Origin of the sequence: Pediococcus acidilactici (assembly GCA_024970065.1) — a bacterium.
GTDB classification, from domain to species: Bacteria; Bacillota; Bacilli; order Lactobacillales; family Lactobacillaceae; genus Pediococcus; species Pediococcus acidilactici_A.
The window spans coordinates 1,667,455-1,689,954 of record CP103908.1 but is presented as its reverse complement, the minus strand read 5'-3'; the positions used below and the strand labels follow the sequence as shown (position 1 = coordinate 1,689,954).

The 22,500-nt window shown below is 41.3% G+C and carries 15 protein-coding genes; 9 read left to right on the top strand and 6 right to left on the bottom strand.

The window, feature by feature from the left end:
- Positions 1–86 precede the first annotated feature (86 nt).
- Together NYR25_08090 and NYR25_08085 are read left to right on the top strand one after the other, a co-directional pair.
- Positions 87–1,601 (top strand): ClC family H(+)/Cl(-) exchange transporter, encoded by a 1,515-nt coding sequence (locus NYR25_08090; GenBank protein ID UWF33533.1) that lies wholly within the window; start codon positions 87–89, stop codon positions 1,599–1,601.
- A 479-nt stretch (positions 1,602–2,080) separates the two neighbouring features.
- The gene (locus tag NYR25_08085) at positions 2,081–2,995 is read left to right on the top strand and encodes an aldo/keto reductase (protein UWF33532.1); all 915 of its coding nucleotides are present in this window, start codon (positions 2,081–2,083) and stop codon (positions 2,993–2,995) included.
- Positions 2,996–3,385: 390 nt separating this feature from the next.
- On the opposite strand, the gene NYR25_08080 is transcribed toward NYR25_08085, so the two are convergent.
- A complete protein-coding gene (locus NYR25_08080) occupies positions 3,386–4,258 on the bottom strand; it encodes a LysR family transcriptional regulator (protein UWF33531.1) in 873 nt (290 codons plus the stop codon).
- Positions 4,259–4,393: 135 nt separating this feature from the next.
- On the opposite strand from NYR25_08080, the gene NYR25_08075 reads away from it, so the two are divergent.
- From NYR25_08075 to NYR25_08065, 3 genes are all read left to right on the top strand, one after another.
- Positions 4,394–6,022: an NAD-dependent malic enzyme gene (locus tag NYR25_08075; protein ID UWF33530.1), complete on the top strand. Its 1,629-nt coding sequence runs from the start codon at positions 4,394–4,396 to the stop codon at positions 6,020–6,022.
- An 18-nt stretch (positions 6,023–6,040) separates the two neighbouring features.
- Complete coding sequence (locus NYR25_08070) at positions 6,041–7,429, top strand: class II fumarate hydratase (GenBank protein ID UWF33529.1); 1,389 nt, start codon at positions 6,041–6,043, stop codon at positions 7,427–7,429.
- A 229-nt stretch (positions 7,430–7,658) separates the two neighbouring features.
- Positions 7,659–8,630 (top strand): AEC family transporter, encoded by a 972-nt coding sequence (locus tag NYR25_08065; GenBank protein ID UWF33528.1) that lies wholly within the window; start codon positions 7,659–7,661, stop codon positions 8,628–8,630.
- Positions 8,631–9,114: 484 nt separating this feature from the next.
- Here NYR25_08065 and NYR25_08060 read toward each other — a convergent pair whose 3' ends face one another.
- Positions 9,115–9,390: a helix-turn-helix transcriptional regulator gene (locus tag NYR25_08060; GenBank protein ID UWF33527.1), complete on the bottom strand. Its 276-nt coding sequence runs from the start codon at positions 9,388–9,390 to the stop codon at positions 9,115–9,117.
- A 15-nt stretch (positions 9,391–9,405) separates the two neighbouring features.
- Positions 9,406–9,765 (bottom strand): type II toxin-antitoxin system RelE/ParE family toxin, encoded by a 360-nt coding sequence (locus NYR25_08055; GenBank protein ID UWF33526.1) that lies wholly within the window; start codon positions 9,763–9,765, stop codon positions 9,406–9,408.
- 469 nt (positions 9,766–10,234) lie between these two features.
- Between NYR25_08055 and NYR25_08050 the strand changes: the two genes are divergently transcribed.
- On the top strand, positions 10,235–12,145 hold the full coding sequence (locus NYR25_08050; GenBank protein UWF33525.1) for a DNA mismatch repair protein MutS: 1,911 nt from the start codon (positions 10,235–10,237) through the stop codon (positions 12,143–12,145).
- Between the two features lie 211 nt (positions 12,146–12,356).
- On the opposite strand, the gene NYR25_08045 is transcribed toward NYR25_08050, so the two are convergent.
- Positions 12,357–12,857: a YbhB/YbcL family Raf kinase inhibitor-like protein gene (locus NYR25_08045; GenBank protein UWF33524.1), complete on the bottom strand. Its 501-nt coding sequence runs from the start codon at positions 12,855–12,857 to the stop codon at positions 12,357–12,359.
- Positions 12,858–12,997: 140 nt separating this feature from the next.
- On the opposite strand from NYR25_08045, the gene NYR25_08040 reads away from it, so the two are divergent.
- Together NYR25_08040 and ligA are read left to right on the top strand one after the other, a co-directional pair.
- Positions 12,998–13,753 (top strand): exodeoxyribonuclease III, encoded by a 756-nt coding sequence (locus tag NYR25_08040; protein UWF33523.1) that lies wholly within the window; start codon positions 12,998–13,000, stop codon positions 13,751–13,753.
- 21 nt (positions 13,754–13,774) lie between these two features.
- Positions 13,775–15,802, top strand: coding sequence for an NAD-dependent DNA ligase LigA (gene ligA, locus NYR25_08035; GenBank protein UWF33522.1), 2,028 nt, complete (start codon positions 13,775–13,777; stop codon positions 15,800–15,802).
- Positions 15,803–15,812: 10 nt separating this feature from the next.
- Here the strand turns inward: ligA and NYR25_08030 are convergent, their stop codons facing one another.
- A complete protein-coding gene (locus NYR25_08030; GenBank protein ID UWF33521.1) occupies positions 15,813–16,232 on the bottom strand; it encodes a GtrA family protein in 420 nt (139 codons plus the stop codon).
- Positions 16,233–16,329: 97 nt separating this feature from the next.
- On the opposite strand from NYR25_08030, the gene NYR25_08025 reads away from it, so the two are divergent.
- Positions 16,330–17,256 (top strand): glycosyltransferase family 2 protein, encoded by a 927-nt coding sequence (locus NYR25_08025; protein UWF33520.1) that lies wholly within the window; start codon positions 16,330–16,332, stop codon positions 17,254–17,256.
- Positions 17,257–17,469: 213 nt separating this feature from the next.
- Here NYR25_08025 and NYR25_08020 read toward each other — a convergent pair whose 3' ends face one another.
- Entirely contained in the window at positions 17,470–22,500 is a 5,031-nt protein-coding gene (locus NYR25_08020) for a bifunctional glycosyltransferase family 2 protein/CDP-glycerol:glycerophosphate glycerophosphotransferase (protein UWF33519.1), read from the bottom strand.

The following is a 22,500-nucleotide window of genomic DNA, read 5'->3' as shown; positions in this document are numbered from 1 at the left end:
TAACAAATCCTAAATTCAAAACTTGGCGAGAGTTTTAGTTATGCTAACATAAGTAAGGTTAATCTTTTGAACGAGGTGGAATGCTGATGCATTTAAAAATTGAAGACACCCGTCTATCAACGCTGTTAAATTCAGTAGTGGTGGGCGGCTTAATCGGATTAATTGTTAGTATTTTTCGACTGACAATTGAAAAATTGCTAATTTTTTTCCAACAACTATACCAAAATTTTTCCACCGACTGGCAGTGGATTGTCCTGTTAAACCTTATTTTAGCAGTCGGAGTAGGTTTTTTAGTTAAAACGACGCCAGATATTTCGGGATCCGGGATTCCCCAAATTGAAGGACAGCTATCGGGAGAATACGAGGAACAATGGTGGCCGGTATTGTGGAAAAAGTTTGTCGGGGGCATTTTAGCAATTGGCTCGGGACTGATGTTAGGACGGGAAGGCCCTTCGATTCAGCTAGGAGCAGCCGTAGGACAAGGCTGGAGCGAAACTTTACGGTATCGCGGATCGCAACGCCGGGTGTTGATTGCCGGAGGAGCGGCGGCCGGTTTATCCGCAGCGTTTAACGCACCGATTGCGAGCACCCTGTTTGTGTTGGAAGAAATTTACCACAACTTTTCTACGTTAGTGTGGATTAGTGCGCTGACGAGCGCGGTGGTGGCAAACTTCATTTCGCTGACCTTTTTTGGGTTAACTCCCGTGTTGGCAATCGTCTATCCTCACGCGTTACCACTTAATTTATACTGGCATTTGTTGGTGTTAGGAATTTTACTGGGGCTTTTTGGCCGGCTGTATCAAATCTGCACGCTGAAATTAAAGACTTGGTACGGCAAAATTAAATTTTTGCCGCGGTGGTTGGATAGCTTAGTGCCCTTTATCCTAATTATTCCGGTAGGCTGGGGATGGCCGTCCTACCTTGGCGGAGGAAACACGCTGATTACCACGATTGCGGCGCAAAATCCGGTATTCGTGACGCTCTTGATTTTACTAGTGATTCGGTTTGTTTTCTCCATGGTTTCGTACGGTTCAGGGCTACCGGGTGGAATTTTTCTTCCTATATTAACGCTCGGAGCGGTAAGTGGTGCCCTTTACGTAAGCATAATGGCACACTGGGGGTTGATCGACGCCCGTTACTTACCTAACTTTGTGATCTATGCCATGGCGGGATACTTTGCTTCGATAGGGAAGGCGCCGTTTACGGCCATCTTATTGATTACCGAAATGGTGGGTTCGTTGCAGCACTTAATGCCGTTAGCGGTGGTGGCGCTAGTAGCCTACATTGTGTTGGATTTATTGGGCGGTGAACCAATTTACGAATCGTTGCTCCACCAGTTGGTACCGGATATTTTAGCGGAACCGCAGGGCCGACAAGAACGGGTGGAAGTATTTGTAAAGGAAGGCTCCCAACTTGACGGGGCGGCAGTCCGCAACGCACAATGGCCCGCACATAGTTTGTTGATCAGTATTCAAAGGGGCCCCCGTGCAATTGTTCCGTCTGGCGATACGGTAATTAAGGCGGGCGATACGCTGGTAGTAACGCTACAGCACGGAAATCGAAAATACGTAGAGGAATACATAAAACAGAGGGCGGAGTAACCCGGGTAGCTCTTGAGGATTAATGAAAATGCGGAATTAATCGTGGTTTAGGCGATTGGTTCCGCATTTTGATTAACCGGAGAGAGCTGGGTTACGGAGCCCATTTCGGCTATGCGGCAGGAAAACGCGAGGATTAACAGAAATACCGGTTTGATCGCGTTTTTGGCGATTGAGCCGGTATTTTGGTTAACCGGAAGAGATTGGGCACTGGAGCCCGTTTCGACTACGCGGCAAAGAAGCACGAAAATTAACGGAAATGCGGCATTAATCGCGGTTTAGGCGGTTGATGCCGCATTTTGGTTAACCGGAGAGAGCTGGGTTACGGAGCCCCTTTCGACTATGCAGCAAAGGAACGCAGATTTTTTTCCTTAAAAATAGCCTAACAAAAGTTTATGAACGTAACCATTAAAACTAAAAGTGTTCATTTTGTTTGTTTATCTGTTATGCTAATCACGAAAAATATAACTGGAGGTAATCGTATGGCAAATTTAGTTCGAATTGGTAAAAGTGACGTAGAAACCACCGCGTTAGGTTTGGGAACCAATAAAGTTGGTGGGCATAACTTATTTCCTGATTTGAAAGATGAAGATGGTTATGCAGTTGTCCGGAAGGCGCTTGACCAAGGAATTCAATTACTTGATACTGCCTTTATTTACGGGAAAGGTCGTTCAGAGGAAATCATTGGTGATGTTTTACAAGATTACGACCGTTCTAAAGTAGTGTTGGCGACTAAGGCGGCACAAGATCCGCTACACAACTACCAGCCGAATAATGATCCGGAATTTTTAACGTTACAAATTGACGCAGCTTTGCGGCGGTTGAAGACGGATTATATTGACATTTTTTACATCCATTTTCCAGACGAAACTACTGACAAATACGAGGCAATTAATGCGTTAGTTAAGGCACGTAAAGAAGGAAAAATTAAAGCTATCGGGGTCTCTAATTTCTCTTTAGCACAAATTAAGGAAGCTAACGTGGAAGACGTGATTGACGTTGTCGAAGATGATTACAGCCTAGTGCACCGAGAGGCGGAAAAGGAATTGTTCCCATACCTTGCGGAACACCAAATCTCTTTTGTACCATACTTCCCATTGGCGTCCGGAATTCTTACGGGAAAATATACGAAGAAGGATCACGAACGCTTCGACCAGTACTCGGAAGCACAATTTAATCAAATAATTGAAGCAACTGAAAAGGTACGCCGAATCGCGGAAGCAAAACAGGCGACCGTGGCGCAAGTGATTTTGGCGTGGTACTTGAAGAACCCGGCCATCAGTGTGGTAATCCCAGGGGCACGCAAACCGGAACAAGTGGAAAGCAATGCAAAGGCAACGGAAATTGAACTTAGCGAACAAGAATATAAGGAAATTGACGAGTGGTTTAAAAACTAGAGGGCGGAGTAACCCGGGTAGCTCTTGAGGATTAACGGAAATGCGGCATTAATCGCGGTTTAGGCGATTGATGCCGCATTTTGGTTAACCGGAGAGAGCTGGGTTACGGAGCCCATTTCGACTACGCAGCAGGAAAGCGCAAGGATTAACAGAAATACCGGGTTAATCCTTGCGCTTTTGGCGATTGAGCCGGTATTTTGGTTAACCGGAGAGAGCTGGGTTACGGAGCCCATTTCGGCTATGTAGCAAAGAAGCACGAGAATTTTCAGCGTGAGCTGGTTAACGAAATTCGAGGGCGCTTGTTTAATCCTAAAAGCGGTTATTATGTTTGGAATTGGCATAATAACCGCTTTTTATATTAGCACGCACTAACTATTCGACTTTTATTAACTACTCCCAAATTAAATCGGCAATCCTTTGTTGGTAAGGACTTAAGATCCGGTCTTTACGTTGGACCAGGTTCATGTAAAACAAGGGTTGTTCTTCATCGAAAAAGGGCAGAACCCGAACGTCCGGGCGTTTAATTACCGCAGAATTGACGATAAAACCCACCCCTACGTTTTGGGCCACCATTTCTTGAATTACTTGGGAATCATTGCTTTGGTAAACCACGTTAGGCCGAAAATTGGTAATGTTGCTGAAATTGCGTAGAGCTTCTGCGTGAACAAAGTTGCTATCAAAGGTGATAAACGACTCGTTTTTTAATTCGGAGAACCAGATTTTGTCGCGAGAAAAAAAGGGGGACTGGTTACCGACGATTGCGACAAAGTGGTCGTTGCCCAAGTGTTGGTAAGCTAGATTTTCGTTGAACTGCTTTTCGATGGCCCCCATTAGGGACATGTCGAGGGTCCCGGCAAGCAGCATTTCTTCTAATTCAGCCGACCCCTTTTCCACGGGCACGATGGCCTTTAACAAATTTTGTTCGGTAAGGCGTTTGGCAATCCGCGGGAAAAAATACTTGGTCATAATGGGTGGCAGACCGAGGATTAACTTTTTTGTGTTGATATTTTTAATGCTATTTTGGGCAACGGTTAGGTGATCCAAGATGGCTTGTACGTGTTCGTCCAGTTGTTGGCCGCTTAGGGTGACGGATAAATGGTGTCGGCCTTGATCGCGGGTGAACAACGTGGTTTGGAAAGTGTCTTCTAAACGCCGAATGGCCATGCTGATGGTGGGCTGGCTAACGTTAAATTCTTCCGCAACCGCAGAAAAGTTTTTATTTTTTACAAGCGAATGAAAATATTTTAAATCTTTAGTGTTCATAACGTTCCTCCATAAGCCTATTATATCAGGATTTTTCAGCCTAATATAAATATAATTTATAATATGCTAATAATTTGACTATAGCAATTAGCGAGTTTTAAACTAACCGCGTAATCAAAATTGGAGGAAAGCAAAATGACTGAAAAAGCAATGAGTATTTTGAACAATCCTTATTTAAATAAGGGAACTGCTTTTACAAAAGCAGAACGCGATCAGTTAGGTCTTAACGGTTTGATTCCACCATACATCCAAACTTTGGATGAACAGGTAGCGCAAACTTACGCTCAATTTCAAACTAAGGCTAACGATTTAGAAAAACGGTTATTCTTGATGCAAATTTTCAACGAAAACCGGGTGCTATTCTACAAGTTGTTCAGTGAACACGTTGTTGAATTTATGCCAATTGTTTACGATCCTACCATTGCGGATACGATCGAAAACTACAGTGAACTTTACGTTCAATCACAAAACGCAACTTTCCTTTCTATCGATGATCCAGATAACATGGAAACGGCGTTGAAGAATGCGGCTGATGGCCGGGACATTCGCTTGATCGTAGTTACTGATGCAGAAGGTATTTTAGGAATCGGTGATTGGGGAACTAACGGTGTTGACATTTCGGTTGGTAAGTTGATGGTTTATACCGCTGCTGCTGGAATTGACCCAAGCCAAGTTCTTCCAGTTGTGTTAGATGTAGGAACTAACAACGAAAAATTGTTGAAGGATCCGATGTACCTTGGTAACCGTCACGAACGGATCAAGGGCGACCGTTACTTTGAATTTGTGGATCAATTTGTTCAAACTGCAGAAAACCTATTCCCAAATATGTACCTGCACTTTGAAGACTTTGGACGTGACCACGCGGCAAAGATTTTGAATAAGTACAAAGATCGTTACGTAATTTTCAACGATGACATTCAAGGTACCGGAATTATTACTTTGGCTGGTATCTTAGGTGCCCTAAACATTTCTAAGCAAAAGATTACGGACCAAGTTTACCTAAGCTTCGGTGCCGGAACTGCAGGCGCCGGAATCTTGAGCCGGATTTACGCAGAAATGGTTGAAAACGGCTTGTCCGAAGAAGAAGCTAAGAAACACTTCTACATGGTCGATAAGCAAGGTCTTTTGTTTGATGATGACGAAACGTTGACGCCGGAACAAAAGCCATTCGCACGTAAGCGCAGCGAATTTGAAAACCCAGAAGAATTGACCGACTTGCTATCCGTAGTGAAGGCAGTTCACCCAACTATCATGGTTGGTACTTCTACAAAACCAGGTGCCTTTACCGAAGAAGTGGTTCGTGAAATGGCTGCTCATACGGAACGCCCAATTATCTTCCCATTGTCTAACCCAACTAAGTTAGCTGAAGCAAAGGCGGAAGACTTGTTGAAGTGGACGGATGGTCGCGCCTTGATTGCTACCGGAATTCCGGTTGACGATATTGAATACAACGGCGTTACTTACCAAATTGGTCAAGCTAACAACGCGTTGGTTTACCCTGGTTTAGGTTTAGGGGTCATTGCCTCAACTGCTAAAGTATTAAATGATACAATGATTTCTAAGGCTGCTCATTCATTGGGCGGTATCGTAGACGTAAGCAAACCAGGAGCAGCGGTATTGCCACCAGTTTCCAAGTTGAGTGAATTCTCACAAACGGTTGCGGAAGGCATTGCCCAAAGTGCAGTTGATCAAGGATTGACAAAAGAAACCATCACCGACGTGAAAAAAGCGGTGGCAGATACCCGGTGGACTCCTGAATACTAAAAATTAGGAGCGATAACGATGGCGGACTATCGAATTGAAGAAGATACATTAGGAAAGGTAAAGGTGCCTCAACAGGCTTTATGGGGCGCACAAACTGAACGCAGTCGGCATAATTTTGCGACGGGACCGTTGATGCCAGTCGAAGTAATTCGAGCATTAATTAACGTCAAAAAGGCGGCTGCGGGGGTGAACAATCGGTTTGGATTATTACCTACCGAAAAAACGCGGTTAATTCAAAAGGCGAGTGACCAATTATTGGCCTTAGATGATGCAACTTTAATGCAGGATTTCCCCCTGCGCGTTTTCCAAACTGGTTCGGGAACCCAGACGAACATGAACGTCAACGAAGTGATTGTGCACGTTGCCCAACAAATCGATTCTGATTTGGCGCTTTTACCTAACGACGACGTCAACAAATCGCAAAGCTCTAACGACGACTTCCCTACGGCAATGAACATTGCGGCGAGTCAAGCAATTAACCGCCTTCTACCAGTGATTAAAAACTTGATTGCCACATTAACGGAAAAACAAAGACAGTATTGGGACGTGGTTAAAATTGGGCGGACCCATCTACAAGATGCAACGCCGTTGACTTTTGGCCAAGAAATTAGTGGCTGGGTAAGTACGTTAGAACATGATTTAGACTACTTGACGAAGCTCAAGGATACGTTATTAGAACTGCCGATTGGGGGAACCGCGGTAGGAACGGGATTGAACGCTCCTGCTGGTTATGACTTAGAAATGGTCAACGAATTGAGTAAGGTGTACGACTTACGATTTACGACCCAAAACAAGTTCTTCGGGCTCAGTGCACATTCTGGAATTGGAGTTGTGCACGGCGCAGTGAAAACTTTGGCAGCCGATTTGTTAAAAATCGCTAACGACATCCGTTTCCTAGCAAGCGGTCCGCGGGCTGGTTATGGGGAATTGACGATTCCGGCTAACGAACCCGGGTCTTCAATCATGCCTGGTAAGGTTAATCCAACCCAAGCGGAAGCATTGACCATGGCAGCAACTCAGGTAATGGGTAATGACGTAACGATTAACGTTGCTGCTAGCCAAGGAAACTTTGAGATGAACGTTTATAAACCGGTAATTATCTTCAACTTTTTAGATTCCGTCAATTTGTTAAGCGGGGTAGTGGCTCAGTTTACCGAAAAAATGGTCGCGGGAATTGAAATTAACGCCGACCGGATGTTGGACTTGGTGGAACAATCACTAATGACCGTGACGGCGTTGTCGCCACACATTGGTTATCATCAAGCAGCAGAGATTGCCCAACTAGCAAGTCGGGAAGGACTGAGCCTCAAGCAAGCTGCGTTAAAGAGCGGTTTGGTGAACGAAGCGGACTTTGACCGGTGGGTCGATCCGTTGAAAATGACGAATAACAAAAGAGAGAGTGAGTGAATTCGGGTAATCTTCGAGGATTAAGAAAATTAGAGTGTTTTTAGACCCGGGGAGCTTCTGAGGACTAACTAGATCACAGCATTAATCGCGGGTTTGGCGATTGATGCTGTGATTGGTTAGCCGGAGGAAGTTGGGTTTAAAAACACGTTTCGACTGTGCAACAGAGAAGCTCAGGAATTAAGAAGATTTTCCAAAAGCTCGTTATAAAGAGAAAGAGAGAGTGGGTAAGATGGCGGCATTTATTACGTCCGTTGAAAGTATTATTACCATTCTGTTGATGATGGCCCTTGGCTTTGGTCTACGAGGAATGGGATGGTTTGACGACCATTTTAGTGGTAGTATTTCAAAATTGATTATGAACGTAGCTCTACCAGCTTCAATTTTTGTATCGGTAATGAAGTATTTAACGTTACCAAAACTAGTTAGTTTATCAAGCGGATTGATTTATTCGTTTGGTGGAGTAATTATTGGATATATCATTGCATGGATTACGGTTAAGTTATTAAAAGTTCGCCCAGGACGCCGCGGACTCTTTATGAATACCGTAGTTAACGCAAACACCATTTTCATTGGATTGCCACTGAACATTGCGTTGTTTGGTTCGCAAAGCTTGGCATACTTCTTGGTTTACTACGTAACTAACACGGTTTCGACGTGGGCGTTCGGGGTATTCTTGATTGCCAACGACGACCCAACTAAGCAAAAGGGTGACCAAACTGCAGAACGTAAAGTGAACTGGAAGAAACTACTTCCGCCACCACTCCTTGGTTTTATCGTTGCCATCATCTGGTTGGTACTCGGTTTGCCAGTGCCAAGCTGGGCTGGTAACACCTTGAGTTACGTGGGTAACTTGGTAACCCCATTGTCACTAATTTACATTGGGATTGTGCTTTACGACGCCGGCTTGAAGAGCATCCACTTCGACCGTGATACGGTCTTTGCGTTGCTTGGTCGTTTCGTATTGTCACCATTGGTAATTACCGGTTTGATTTTGCTTGGTGCACACACCGGACACGTATTGCCAACGATGGAAATGCAAACGTTGATTGTGCAAGCAGCAGCACCTGGATTAGCGGTTATGCCAATCCTAGCAAACGAATCACATGGTGACGTAAAATACGCTACCAACTTGGTAACGACAAGTACGGTCCTATTCATCGTAGTCGTACCAATTGTGATGACGTTGATTCAATTTATCTAGAGTGTTTTCAACCCCGGGTAACTTTTGAAAATTAAAGAAATTAAGGCATTAATCGCGGGTTGAGCGATTGATGCCTTAATTTGGTTAACTGAAGAGGGCTGGTTATGGAGCCCGTTTTGGCTGTGTAGCAGGAAAGTGCAGAGCGCAATTTTTAATTTCTTGATTTAGTTGATCGAAGAAAGTTCGGGTTAAAAGCATGTTTCGGTACGACGTATTAGAATACGAGAAAGCTGTAGTTTTACGGAGAAGCATACTAGCGATCGCAGCGGAGAACGTACGACTGGTTAAAAAGCTAGCAAAAATAAAGTGAGAAATGTCTTGAAGCATTCTTCATGGGGAGAAGGACGCTTCGAGAGAATGGTTAAAAATTAACAGAGGACGAAATTCAATTGTGAATTTCGTCCTCTGTTTTATTTTAAATACGAGTTTTATACATAGAATCTACGAACTATAGTTAGAGCAGTGTCTATATTGAAAAGAACGACTACTGGTTATGAAGGAATGGTTTTAAAGTTAGTTTAATTTCCAATCCTAAACCATGTGCATAGCGATTTAGAGTTTCTAAAGAAGGGGTGGAGTCAAGACTTTCAATTTTAGCGATACGAGATTGTGCCATGCCAATTCTTTTACCCAACTCTTTTTGCGTAATGTTTAGCTTGATTCGACGTTCTTGTAGATAAGTAAGAGTTTCAATAAGGTTTAACTCTTCAGTTGGAATATTCTTAGTGATTTTTTTTCTGAGTTCGTTCCAAGTAGCCATATCAACTAATCCTTTCTAATGTCGACGTAACCAATCGTCTAATCTGTTAATCGCAATGTGAATTTCCCGGGGATTGGTTCTATTTTTTTTCTTAGAGTAATGATGGAGCAGAATATAACGATTTTTATTCCAAGAGGCGTAAAAAATTCTTTCGGGTTGTGGTCTTAGCTCCATCAGAGGATATTTATAGCCTTTTATAAATTTGACCTGAGGTTCTTTTAAGATTGGCCCTAAATCTTGTAACAAATCAAGCTGGTGGATAATTTTTTTTAGAATAGCTCGATCATTTTTTTGGTGGCTTTTGGAAAGAGACACAATATAATCAGATACTGGGCTTTTTCCATTTTTGTCAAAATAAAAATCAATTTCGTACATAAATCAACCTCTTTAATACTTAGAAATATAACAAATTTGTTATATAATTTCAATTGAATTTAATTGGGGAGATATAATTGTATGGTTACCAACGTACAAGGCTGGAATGGCGGGTAACCTCCCTAAATTTAAATACGCAACTTTAAAAAAATAATTTAAAGAATTCTAATTGGTAATGAGGACTTAAAAAGCAAAGATTTGACGAGCCTATTAAAATTTGTTAATTTACTTGTTGATAAAACCTATCTAAACGCGAATGGGGAAATTTTGATGAGTGTGGCAAGTATCTAAATGTAAATATTGGCGCTAATTGAACCGGGAAAGACGGTTTTTTTGGCATGCTTTTACAAGCGATACCTGTCAAAATAAATTTTAAGTTTAGTTTGAAGACGACAGGGGATTACTGTGGTCTTTTTTGTTTTAATTAGGTTTTATCGGATAGGTGTCTCTTTTATGAGAGGAAAAAGAGATGTTTGATCAATCATTATTTAAAAAACTACAATTTGACCGAGTAAAAAGGGGAGTTATTGCCAAAGCAGTTGGTGATTTTAGTAAAGAGAAACTTGAAAATATGCCAATTGAAAGCAATTTAGCAAGTATCAGGGTTAAACAACAAGAAACTAAAGAAGCACGAATAATTATTGAAAGTGGTCAATATATTCCATTACTAGGCTTGAAACAGATTAACCGGTTAATGAATAAAATTGATAAGGGCGTGATTCTGACACCCGCGGAGCTAATCGAATTTGCAGATTTCTTGCGTAGTAACCGGATGTTAAAAAAATTCTTTGAAAAGAATCGGTATCAGACGCCGACCCTATATAAGTACAGCCAGGCGTTATCTAAATTCACGACTACCGAAGAGCACATTTACCAAAAGGTTGATGATTATGAAGTATTAGATGATGCTTCTCGAGATCTTCGGAAGGCGCGAAGACAGTTTAAAACCATCAAGGACGAAATTCACGATAAACTAATGAAGTTTTTGCGAAGTCCTAAAAACAAGCCGATGATCCAGGACGTTTTGATAGTTGAAAAGCAAGGCTCGATAACCGTCCCAATTAAAGCATCCTATAAATTTAAGGTTCCTGGTACGATTGTGGATCAATCAAGTAACGGTCAAACCGTTTATATCGAGCTGGATTTAGTCGCTAAGCTTAACGAAAAACTCGCATTTCAAAAGGCAGTCATCGAATCTGAAAGCTATCAGGTTTTAGCTGAATTAACGGGCGAATTAAGTGAACAAAGAACAAGTATTTTAAATGCTATTGACGCTGTGACAATGTTTGACATTATCTTTGCAAGGGCGAAGTATAGCCGGGAATACGGTGGAATTACTCCGCAAATCAACCAAGCGGAGCGCATTAATATAATTCAAGGGCGGCACCCGTTCTTGGTCGGTACCCCCGTGCCGTTAGACTTTCAATTAGGAAAGGATTACCGGGGATTGATTATTACTGGTGCTAACGCCGGTGGTAAGACAATCGTCATGAAAACAGTGGGATTGTTAACCTTGATGGCGATGGCTGGATTACAAGTTCCTGCCCAAGCAGGGACTGAATTAGCAGTTTTTGACCAACTATTTGTGGATATCGGCGATGAGCAGAATATTGAAAATCAACTCAGCACCTTTTCTGCCCACATGAAAAATATTGCAAAGATTGTTCAAAATGCCGGTCGCAATACATTGGTTTTATTAGATGAGTTGGGCAGCGGTACCGATCCTAACGAAGGGGCCGGACTGGCGATCGCGATTCTGGAGGATTTATATCGAAAGGGAGCACTGATTGTTGCTACGACCCATTATGGAGAGATTAAGAATTTTACTAAAAAGCATGCGGATTTTACGCCGGCCGCAATGAAATTTGATCGTGAAACGCTAACTCCGAAGTACGTACTGCAAGTTGGTGAAGTTGGCGACAGTCAGGCGCTTTGGATTGCCAAAAAAATGAGGATGCCCAAAGCATTGATTCAGCGGGCAGATAAATATATTGCCAATCAGGCAGAATATGCAACGGAAAAAATACAGTTTCCAAAGTTGGCAAAGACTGATGATCTGTCCGATAAAGCAGAAAATGAATTGAGGTACCAAAAAGGCGATCAGGTTTATTTAACGGAACTCAAAAAGACGGGACTAGTTTACGAAGATAACGGCGATGACACGGTAGCAGTTTTTGTAGAACATAGTTTTCAAAATGTTTTACGAAAACGAACGCGGTTAAAAATGGCTGCCAACAAATTGTATCCCGTGGATTATGACTTGGAGAGCCTCTTTACTGATTTTCACCAACGAAAAATGCGTAAAGATCTAGAACGGGGTTCTAAAAAAGCCCAGAAGCAGTTGGATAAAATGGCTCGGGCCCGGCGAAACAAAAATTAAGAAATGAACTAAAAATTGCGCAGACTGTGAATATTAATGAGGAATCGGTAATTATGTCTAATTTAGGCATAGTTGCCGATTTTTAGTTAGGGAACTGGTGCCCGTTGCGTCATATTTAGAAAAACAACCAAAAAACGCTTTTTGAGAATTCAATTCTTAAAAAGCGTTTTTTCAATAACTCTACCCTATATCAACCAACCAGGGTCTAAACTTAACCGCGGGATGGAATCTTGATTTGCGCTGAATCTAAGGCTAATGCTTCGGTTTTACGCATTAAGTCGTTCAGATAGAATCCCTTAGGTAGGTTAGTAGGTTCCTTGAGCGCGTAAACGGTCAACGTATATTCGTGGTCGGTAGGTGGCTTAGGTCCCGAATAGTGTTCGAAGATTGCAGGATCATCTACGTCTAAAAACTTAGAGACGTAACTATTCTTTCCCTGGGTCATCCCGTTTTCCAAAGCGCTGGCGTTTTCAGGAATTAGATCGGTTACGGCAATGTCGGTTGCGATCCAATGAATCCACGGAAAACCAGCAACGGGAACGGCATCGTAATCAATCAAGGTTAATGCCAAAGCCGCTGTGTCTGTAGGCAACCCACTAATTTCAATGGGAAAAGACCGAATTGGTAGGTCGTGAAGCTTGTCGGTTGCGGGAGCGTATTTACCAAAACGATCGGGTAAGTACCCGTTAGATAATGCAACGTTAATTTTCATAATTTATCACCTTCCTAGCTTGATTATAACCGTAAAACCGCTTAAGTGGTAAACAACCTAGTTTGCTAGACAAACTTTAATAAATTTCCGTCAAGTTGTGCGATAATTATAAGAGATAACTAGAAATGGGGGGCACGGTTTTGAAATTAATTTCGTGGAATGTGAATGGTTTACGTGCGGCGGTAAAGCACGGCTTTTTGGACGTTTTCAACGAGTTGGATGCGGATATGTTTTGTGTTCAAGAAACCAAGCTACAGGAAGGACAAATTGACCTAGATTTGCCGGGGTACCACCAATACTGGAATTACGCAGAAAAGAAGGGGTATTCGGGAACGGCCATTTTTACTAAACGGGAGCCGGTGGCGGTTTCTTATGGTTTAGGAATTCCGGAATTTGACCAAGAGGGCCGGGTAATCACCCTAGAATACGAGGAATTTTTCTTAGTTACTTGCTACACCCCTAATTCACAACCAGAATTACGCCGGTTGGATTTCCGAATGAACTGGGACGACGCCTTCCGAGCTTACGTAAAGCAACTTGCCGACACTAAGCCGGTAATTTTTTGTGGGGATCTAAACGTAGCTCACGAAGAAATCGATTTGAAAAACGATCGCACTAACCATCATAACGCCGGATTTACTGATGAAGAACGGCAAAAGTTTACCGAGTTGCTGCAAAGCGGGTTTACGGATACTTACCGCTACTTCTACCCTGATAAAGAGGGCGTTTACTCGTGGTGGAGTTACCGATTTAACGCGCGAGCCAACAATGCCGGCTGGCGAATCGATTATTTTGTGACCTCCCAAGCATTGGATAACCAGCTCGCGGATGCTAAAATTCATACGGAGATTTTTGGGTCAGACCATTGTCCGATCGAACTTGACCTGAAATTATAGAAATATAATAGGAGAGAAAAGATGAGTTTACCGAAGCCAATTGAAAAAATGAACTTAACGGAAGCTAACGAACTTGCGGAACAACTCCGTGAGAAGCTCGACCGCTGGAGCGAGTTGTACTATACCAAAGATGCTCCCGAAGTCGAAGATTACGTTTACGACGAAAACTATGCGGATTTGCAGACTTTAGAGCAAGCATTTCCAGAAATTGCTTCGCCAGATTCAATCACCCAGCGCGTGGGGGGCGAAGTACTTGCCGGATTTACCAAGGTTACCCACACCGAACCAATGTTGTCGATGGGCGACGTTTTTTCTAAGGAAGAGTTGGCGGAGTTTGACCAGCGTATTCAGAAAAACGTGGGTCATCCAGTTGATTACAACGTGGAACTTAAAATTGACGGATTAGCGATTTCACTAGTTTATGAAGACGGCAAGCTAGTGCAGGGTTCCACCCGGGGTGACGGTAACATTGGTGAAGACATCACCAAAAATCTAAAAACCATTAAGTCAGTTCCCCAAACACTTAGTCGCCCCGTTTCTTTGGAAGTCCGGGGGGAATGCTACATGCCGAAAGCAGCGTTTGCGAAGTTAAATGAACAACAATCGGCAGCGGGAAAATCCGTTTTTGCTAACCCACGGAACGCGGCGGCCGGTAGTTTGCGGCAACTAAATACGCAAATCACCAAGGCACGCGAGCTCGACACGTTTATCTATACGCTGGTGGAACCCGAAGTTTTGGGAGTACGCACTCAGCACGAAGCCATTCAAGCAATGGCCGAGTTAGGATTTAACACTAATCCCACCCAGATGGTTTGCCATAACTTAGACGAAGTTTGGGACTATATTGAACGTTATGAAGGTCAACGCGATGATTTACCTTATGGGATTGACGGAATCGTTCTAAAGGTTAATGACTTGGAGTTGCAAGCGGAGTTGGGCCACACGGTTAAGGTGCCACGTTGGGAAATTGCGTACAAGTTTCCTCCAGAAGAAGAAGCGACCGTGGTGCGTGACATTGAATGGTCAGTGGGCCGGACGGGGGTAGTTACTCCGACGGCGGTCATGGATCCGGTTCAACTAGCTGGGACCACGGTAAGTCGGGCAACCTTGAATAACGTGGATCAGCTTACTGCTAAGGACGTTCGGATTGGCGATACGGTGCTATTGCATAAGGCAGGAGATATTATTCCAGAAATCACCCGGGTGGTCTTGGACAAGCGCCCAGCAGACGTGGCGGACTTGACCATTCCCGATCAATGTCCTTCTTGTGGTAAAGAATTAGTACATTTAAATGGTGAAGTAGCCTTACGATGCATTAACCCAGATTGTCCCGCGCAAATTGTGGCGCGTTTGGAACACTTTGGATCCCGCAATGCAATGAACATTATGGGGTTGGGACCTAAACAGATTCAACAACTTTATGCAAAGGGATTTATTCACCATTTTGACGACCTATATAAATTAACTGCCGACCAACTAAGCCAATTAGACGGGTTTAAGGAAAAACGGGTCAATAACCTGCTAGAAGCCATTGACCGTAGTCGGCAAAATTCTTTGGAACGTTTGGTTAACGGACTTGGAATCCAGGGCGTAGGAACCAAGATGGCCCGGACCCTTGCCGAAGCGTTTGGTACAATGGACCGGTTAATGGAGGCTTCCGTAGAGAAATTTGACGCGGTAGATACGGTTGGTGAAACGCTCGCTAATAACTTGGCAACCTTCTTCCAAAGTGAAGCGGCGCGCAACATGATCGACGAGTTGAAGGCCGTGGACGTGAATATGGAATACCTCGGCGCACAACCAAGTGAAGCACCAGAAAATTACTTTAACGGTAAAAAGGTGGTCTTAACTGGTAAGTTAGAGCACTTTACCCGTAACGAGCTAAAAGAAAAGCTGTTGAACTTAGGTGCAGACGTGGCCGGTTCGGTTTCGAAAAAAACGGACGTATTGATTGCGGGTGCGGATGCCGGGAGCAAATTAACTAAGGCGCAAGACCTGGGCGTAGAAGTGATTGACGAAGCCACGGCTTTAGAAAAATTAGAGCAATAAAAAAATGGGATTACTCCCATTTTTTCTTCGTCCGAAAAACGACTAGTTTACTAAAAGCGTAGTTAGAAATGATGACGACGACGTTATCAATAATTTTAACCAGGATGTCATTTCCGTGAAGCAGGGAAATCCCCACGTAGAGGATGATGATGTCCAACACCAACGTAGCGGCCCGCATTAAAAAAAAGCGGAGCGCTTCGGCAAATAAATCACTAGTGGTCGAGGTATGGGAGTTGAACACCCATAGTTTGTTGCTGACATAAGCGACCAAAACCGACACAAACCAAGCAATCACGTTGCTGACTTGGTAGAATATATGTAATTGGTCTGCTAATACAGCAAAGACCACGATATTAACCAACGTGGTGACCACGCCCCAGAAGAGGTATGATATAAGGGATTTATATTTTTCAAAAAGTTGCTTAATCAAGGTTTCATCTCCAAGTTCTTTAGAGTTAACCTTTTAAGTAAAACATGAAACTTAAGAAAAGAAAAGTTTAGACATAAATTTAGACAGGTGAACTAATTTGAAAAAGTTATCAGTGATTGTACCAGCTTATAATGAAGAAGAAACCGTCGAGCTGTTTTACGACGCCTTTGCGAAAGTAGAAAATCAAATGGACGTCGAGCCCGAATTGATTTTTGTCGATGACGGGTCGAAAGACAAAACCCTAGTTGAAATCAAGAAACTTCAGAAATTACATGATGAAATTCACTACATTAGTTTCTCACGGAACTTTGGTAAGGAAGCGGCGTTGTACGCTGGTTTGCAAAAAGCGAGCGGAGAACTAGTAGCAGTGATGGATATTGATTTACAAGATCCACCGGAGTTGTTACCTCAAATGATCAAGATGATCGAAGAGGGTGAGTATGATTCAGTGGCTACGCGGCGTAAAGACCGTGATGGGGAAAGCCCCGTGCGTTCTTTCTTTGCACGGCAATTTTACAAGTGGATCAATAAAGTGAGCTCTTTGGAACTCGTGGACGGAGCCCGCGATTTCCGCGTAATGACCCGCCAAATGGTGGATAGCGTACTTTCCATGCGGGAACGGGAACGGTTCAGCAAGGGACTCTTTAACTGGGTCGGCTTTAACACTTACTATATTTCTTACGAAAACCGCGAACGGGCTGCTGGCAAAACTTCATGGTCCTTCTGGGGATTAATGAAGTACGCGATTGAAGGGTTCGTATCCTTCTCAACGGCGCCGTTATCATTTGTGACATCTGCCGGGATCGCTACCTGTGTGTTAGCCGTGCTAGGAGCTTTAGCAGTAATTGTTCGGGCGATTATTTTCCCGCACACCTCTGCGTTTGGCTGGCCTTCTTTAGTAGTGATCATCCTCTTCTTTAGCGGTGTGCAACTACTAAGCTTGGGCATTATCGGTCGTTACATAGCCGAGGTTTACTTGGAAGTCAAGGACCGGCCGGTTTACATTGTTCGGGAGGAGAAGTAGGGCTTAGGACAATATATTTTAATGAGTAGTTTAAATCGTAGCTACTTGATCGATAGCTCAAGTTTTTAATTTTTTTGCTAAGTCCTTTTTAAGCGCAACAACTCTACTAGCTATTACGAACTTTTATGGGACAGTAAGAATTATATAAACAAATATAAAGGTGATTTAAATAAAATGGGAGTCTTCTAGATTTTATCTAGAAGACTCCCATTTTTAATTTGCTATTTGGTTTGTGGAAGGCTCAGTTTGCTGGTGGCTTATAGCATCAGAACTGATCCAAACTATTTGATTATTACTATTGATAGATGCCTTAATCCAGGTCCCACCAGTAAAAATACCTGAGTCACTAAAATCACGCGGTTCTAAAGTAGCTATTTGTTTAACAGTAAAGGAATCTTCGCTTGCATTACTGTCAAAATTACCAATGAATTCAGTGTATGGTAAACCTGGTATGCCCGTCCATAAAATTGTGCCATCAGGAACTTTAATAATATCTCCTACAGAAATAGAACTATTGGATGAGATATCTTTTAAATGATATGCAGGCTGTTGTTCTAAAACAGTTTTCAATAACCGCTCCGTTGCATGACCATCTTCCCAAATCGCAAACTTATTTAGAAATGATTTGTACTTTGTTGAGTTTACGAACGTTGCAGGTTCATGCAAGGCGCGCTTGATTAGAGGCATTAGAGCCTCATTAGTTTCCACAATTGGACCAGGAACTGTTGCGTGGTAATCAACATAGAAACCACGAATATCATTTGCATAAGCTTTTAAATCATATGCAAAGAATAGTATTGGCCGTCGCAAAATACTGTAATCAAAGAAAACACTTGAGTAATCGGTAATTAAAAGATCGCTAATTAAATACAAATCCGTTATATCTTCGTAGTCACTAACGTTAATTACACGATTGCCGTAGCTGCTTAGATCAAGATTGTTAGCTATTAGATAATGTGTCCGAATTAAGATACATGTATCAGACGAAGTTTCTGACAAGAATTTTTTAAGGTCTAAGTGCAACTCTGCTTTAAAGTGATCAGCTCGTACATAATCGTTGTCTCGCCAAGTTGGCGCATATAAAACGACTTTAGAGCCATCTTTAATACCCAATTGTTTTTTAATTGAGTTAATTTCAGAAAATGATGGCTGACTTAGACGATCATTTCGCGGATACCCAGTTGGTAATAATTGAGGGTACTGTTTGCGAAATGCGCGTTGCATAATCTCATACGAATAGGGATTAGGTGTTAGTAGATAATCCCATCGTGCAGAATCCCGAGCAACTTGCTTATGGTATTTCATCCTAGTCACTCCAGGCATGGTGACTTGTTGAACATCGGTTCCGATTGTTTTTAGAGGTGTTCCGTGCCAAGTCTGCACTACAATCGTATCTTTAGGTTTATTCCATCTAAAAGGACGTCGTACATTGGTAAACCAGTACTTTGCACGTGCTTGTTTCCAAATGCCCTTAAAACTAAATCGTTGTACATATGGAATATTATGGTCAATGAAGTATTGTTCATACTCAGGATTAACATTCCAATACGATTTAATATTAGGATAATGAATTTTCATATATTCGTAAATAGCTTTAGGATTGTCTGAATATTGTCGCCCAAAAAAGCTTTCAAAAATTGCAATATCAGTTTTAGGTAAAACTTGGCCTAAATAGTTTAATAATTTAGATTGCAAATTGGTTAGTTTTAATAAACGACCTATTTTAGTAAGAATTAAATGTTTGACTACTGAATCCTGAACTTTAGGATTTAAATTCAACATAGCTTCGGTTAGTTGCTTTGTTGCGTCGCCTGTACGTCCATATTGACAGAAGCGTTCATAAAATTGTTCTAATTTACCAGAATACTGTTTTTTAATGCTATCTAGCTGTTGAAGGTTTTTAATGACTGATTCTGTCGTCTTTGCTACAGGGCCGGGTACAGTAGTGTCATAATCCATGTAAATTCCACGATTTGCTGGATCAAGATACCATTCTTTATCATAAGCAAAAAAGATCATAGGACGTTTTAGGTATCCAAAGTCAAACATAACGCTAGAATAATCAGTGATTAAGACATCACTAATGAGATATAGGTCATTGATATTGTTGTAATCACTAACATCATAGACAAACCCGGTTTGGTCAATAAAGTTTTGTGTATGAGAAACAAAATAATGGAGACGAACTAATAGGACATATTCGTCACTTAATTGTTGTTTCATTTTTTCAAGGTCAAGTTGAAAATTAAAAGGCATATCGGTGGTCCGGTAGGTTGGTGCATATAAGATAACTTTTTTATCTGCAGGAATTCCTAACTTAGACTTAACTTTTTTAATGTAATCAGGATGATTATTATGAATTAATTCATCAGTGCGCGGAAATCCAGTTTTTAAAATCTTTTGTTCAGGATAATCAAAAGCTGTTGAACCGTGTACATACATGAAGTCTGACGGAACGCTCATCAAATCCCAACGCCCAATTCGAGTAGCAAAGTTTTTTTGAACCCGATTGGTAGCATTTTTAAAATGGGGTTCATCAAAGCCCATCACCTTCATAAAGGTACCATGCAAAGTTTCAACTTCAATTTGGCCTCTTCGTTTTGCATACTGCGTTGGAAAATTAGTATTTTGTATTAAATATTTAGCACGTGCCATATAATACCAATACTTAAAAGATAATCGCCTAACCCTAATTCCAGGTCCATCAATTGGGGTTTGTTCATTTTTTAATATCCAGACAAATTTCATATTAGGATAGTGTTTAACCAAGTATTGATACATTGCTCGAGGACTATCGTTATAAGATTGCCCCCACAAACTTTCAAAAACTACTGTATTTTTCTCTAAAGGTAGCAAGCGCATTAGGGGATAAATAATGGAATATGCTATACCTCTGCGAACTTTACTACGATCGATCCACGGGCGGTTTTGTTTTACGCTAAGTTTTAGTTCCCCTTCATCATTAGCCTTAACTTCAACAGAAGCTAGTTGACCAATTGTGGCATTTTGTGACGTTAAATTAGGTGCGCTGACTTTAAAACGGTGTGCGATTGATTTTTCGCCCAGTCCTTGATTTAAGTTTAGATAAATAGTGTAATTACCAGCTAACACGGATAGTTGCTGATAATCGCCAATTAAAAGTTGACCAACTATTTTTTGCCCCGTTAATTTTAGAGAGCCAATGTTTAAGTAGCGGTTAACTAAATTACTTGATAGGAGCTCCAATTTACCATCCGTAATTGAACTAATATTTTTGTTTAATTCAATAGTTAAATAAAATTGTTTATCAACTTGTTTAATTTGGATAGATTGGGCAGTAATTGTTGGAACATCAGGTTTAATCCAAAGCCCTGATCTTAAGCGTTGTTCTAAGCGAATGCTTAAATGTTTACTGGATAAAATGTTTGTTAATCGATTGCCATTACTAAATTCGGGTTTGACTTCTAATCCAGTTATTGGATTTCTAAACTCTACCTTAGAAGCGTGATTTAGAAAGGTTTCCAAGAATTCATTTGGAAGACGGAATTGAAACTGTTTAGAATCATCATATTGATTTTTGAATACTTGTTCATTAATTTCTAATTGCAGCGCTTCTTCGTTAGAAATCCCCTTTAACACTAAATTATCTTGATCATCTAAAGAAATAGTCTCTACTACTGTGGGTTGAATACTATCTCCCGAAGCTAATTCGGTACTAGGAATTACCTTAATAACCGTATCCCAATTTGTATTGTGACCGTAGATAACAGATAAATCACCGTCCTGAAGGGTAAATGGGGTAATTTTACCAGCACCCTTTCGAGGTTGTCCTAAATAAACAGATAATTTTTTAGCATTTGGTTTAATTTGATAGTCAAAACGAATTTTATACGTTCCGGGACCTAGATGTTTAATACAATCTAACAAATTAAAATCTAATTGGAAACGACTTGCAGGAGCGGTCATTTTTTTTAGATGAAAGTTAAATAAGGTAAAGAAACGTTTAAAAGTATTTAAGGAAATAGAATCCCCCGTATTAATATTTTCGATAACCACGTCAACAATTTCTTTTCTTACAGGGAAATAGTGGGGAATCTTTTTACCCACTTGTAGTTTTCCTGTGAATTGGAATTGGTTATCATTTAAGCGAACTTTATCAATACCTACGTTCAGTTTTTTAGGTGAATAGAACGTTGGTAGTCCAGCATTTTTTCGTTCAAGTTTAGCAATTCGTCCATTAAATGGCTGACCAAATGAAAGTTGTTTTAGAAAATTGAATTTGCCGTTGATTAACGCGTAATACTGATATTGTTTTTTAGCGGACAACTCTTTAATAATTGAACTATTCAGTAATTGCCACTTTCTAAAGAAGTTAATGGTGGTTTCCTGGAAAGCATAAACAAAAGAATCGTCAGCATCGGCAATATCATCCATAAATAACGGTATATCCACATCTAACAGCTTAAATAGTAGTTGATGTTTAACCTTTCCGTCCCATAATTCATTTTTTTGTAAGATGGTTACTACTTGGTGAAAACTCTTTAGTCTATCTAAATAATGAGATAATTCATTTTTAGATTGCGTGAATGAAACGTTATTACTATCCCGCCAACGCCAATAATAGACGGGTTTAGTAATAATATCGATTCCATCACTATGTAAAAAAGCTTTCAAGGTAAACGCAACGTCTTCATAAATTTGATTTACAGGAAAGAAAATTTTGTTTTGACGCAGCAAACTAGTTGAATAGAGCTTATTCCAGCTCGTAGTATCGTACAAAAGCTCGGGATGTTTTTCAAAACTAGTATGACGATAATCATCAATGATAGCTTTCTTATGTAGGAAAGAAGGTTTGTCGCGGTTTTTGTCGAAGCGACGTACAAAACCTGTCACCATTGTAGAGTGACTTTTGATTAAAGAATTAATCATCACTTCATACGCATTAGACGGTACGATATCATCCCCGTCAACAAAAGCAATCCATTGCCCGTTTGCTAAATTGATTCCCTTATTTCTTGAAGCACTTGGTCCAAGATTTTGTTCGTTATGGATTGCTGTAAAATTGTCGTACTTTTGAGCATATCTTTCTACAATTAAAGAAGTCGCATCTTCAGAAGCATCATCAATCATGATAACCTCAACGTTTTTGAAAGTCTGTGATGCTAGCGAATCTAGACATTCGGAGAGGTATTCTGCTACGTTGTAACAGGCTACAATTACACTTAGTAAATTGCCCTGTTCTTTAAAGGCCATTTGTTTATTCAA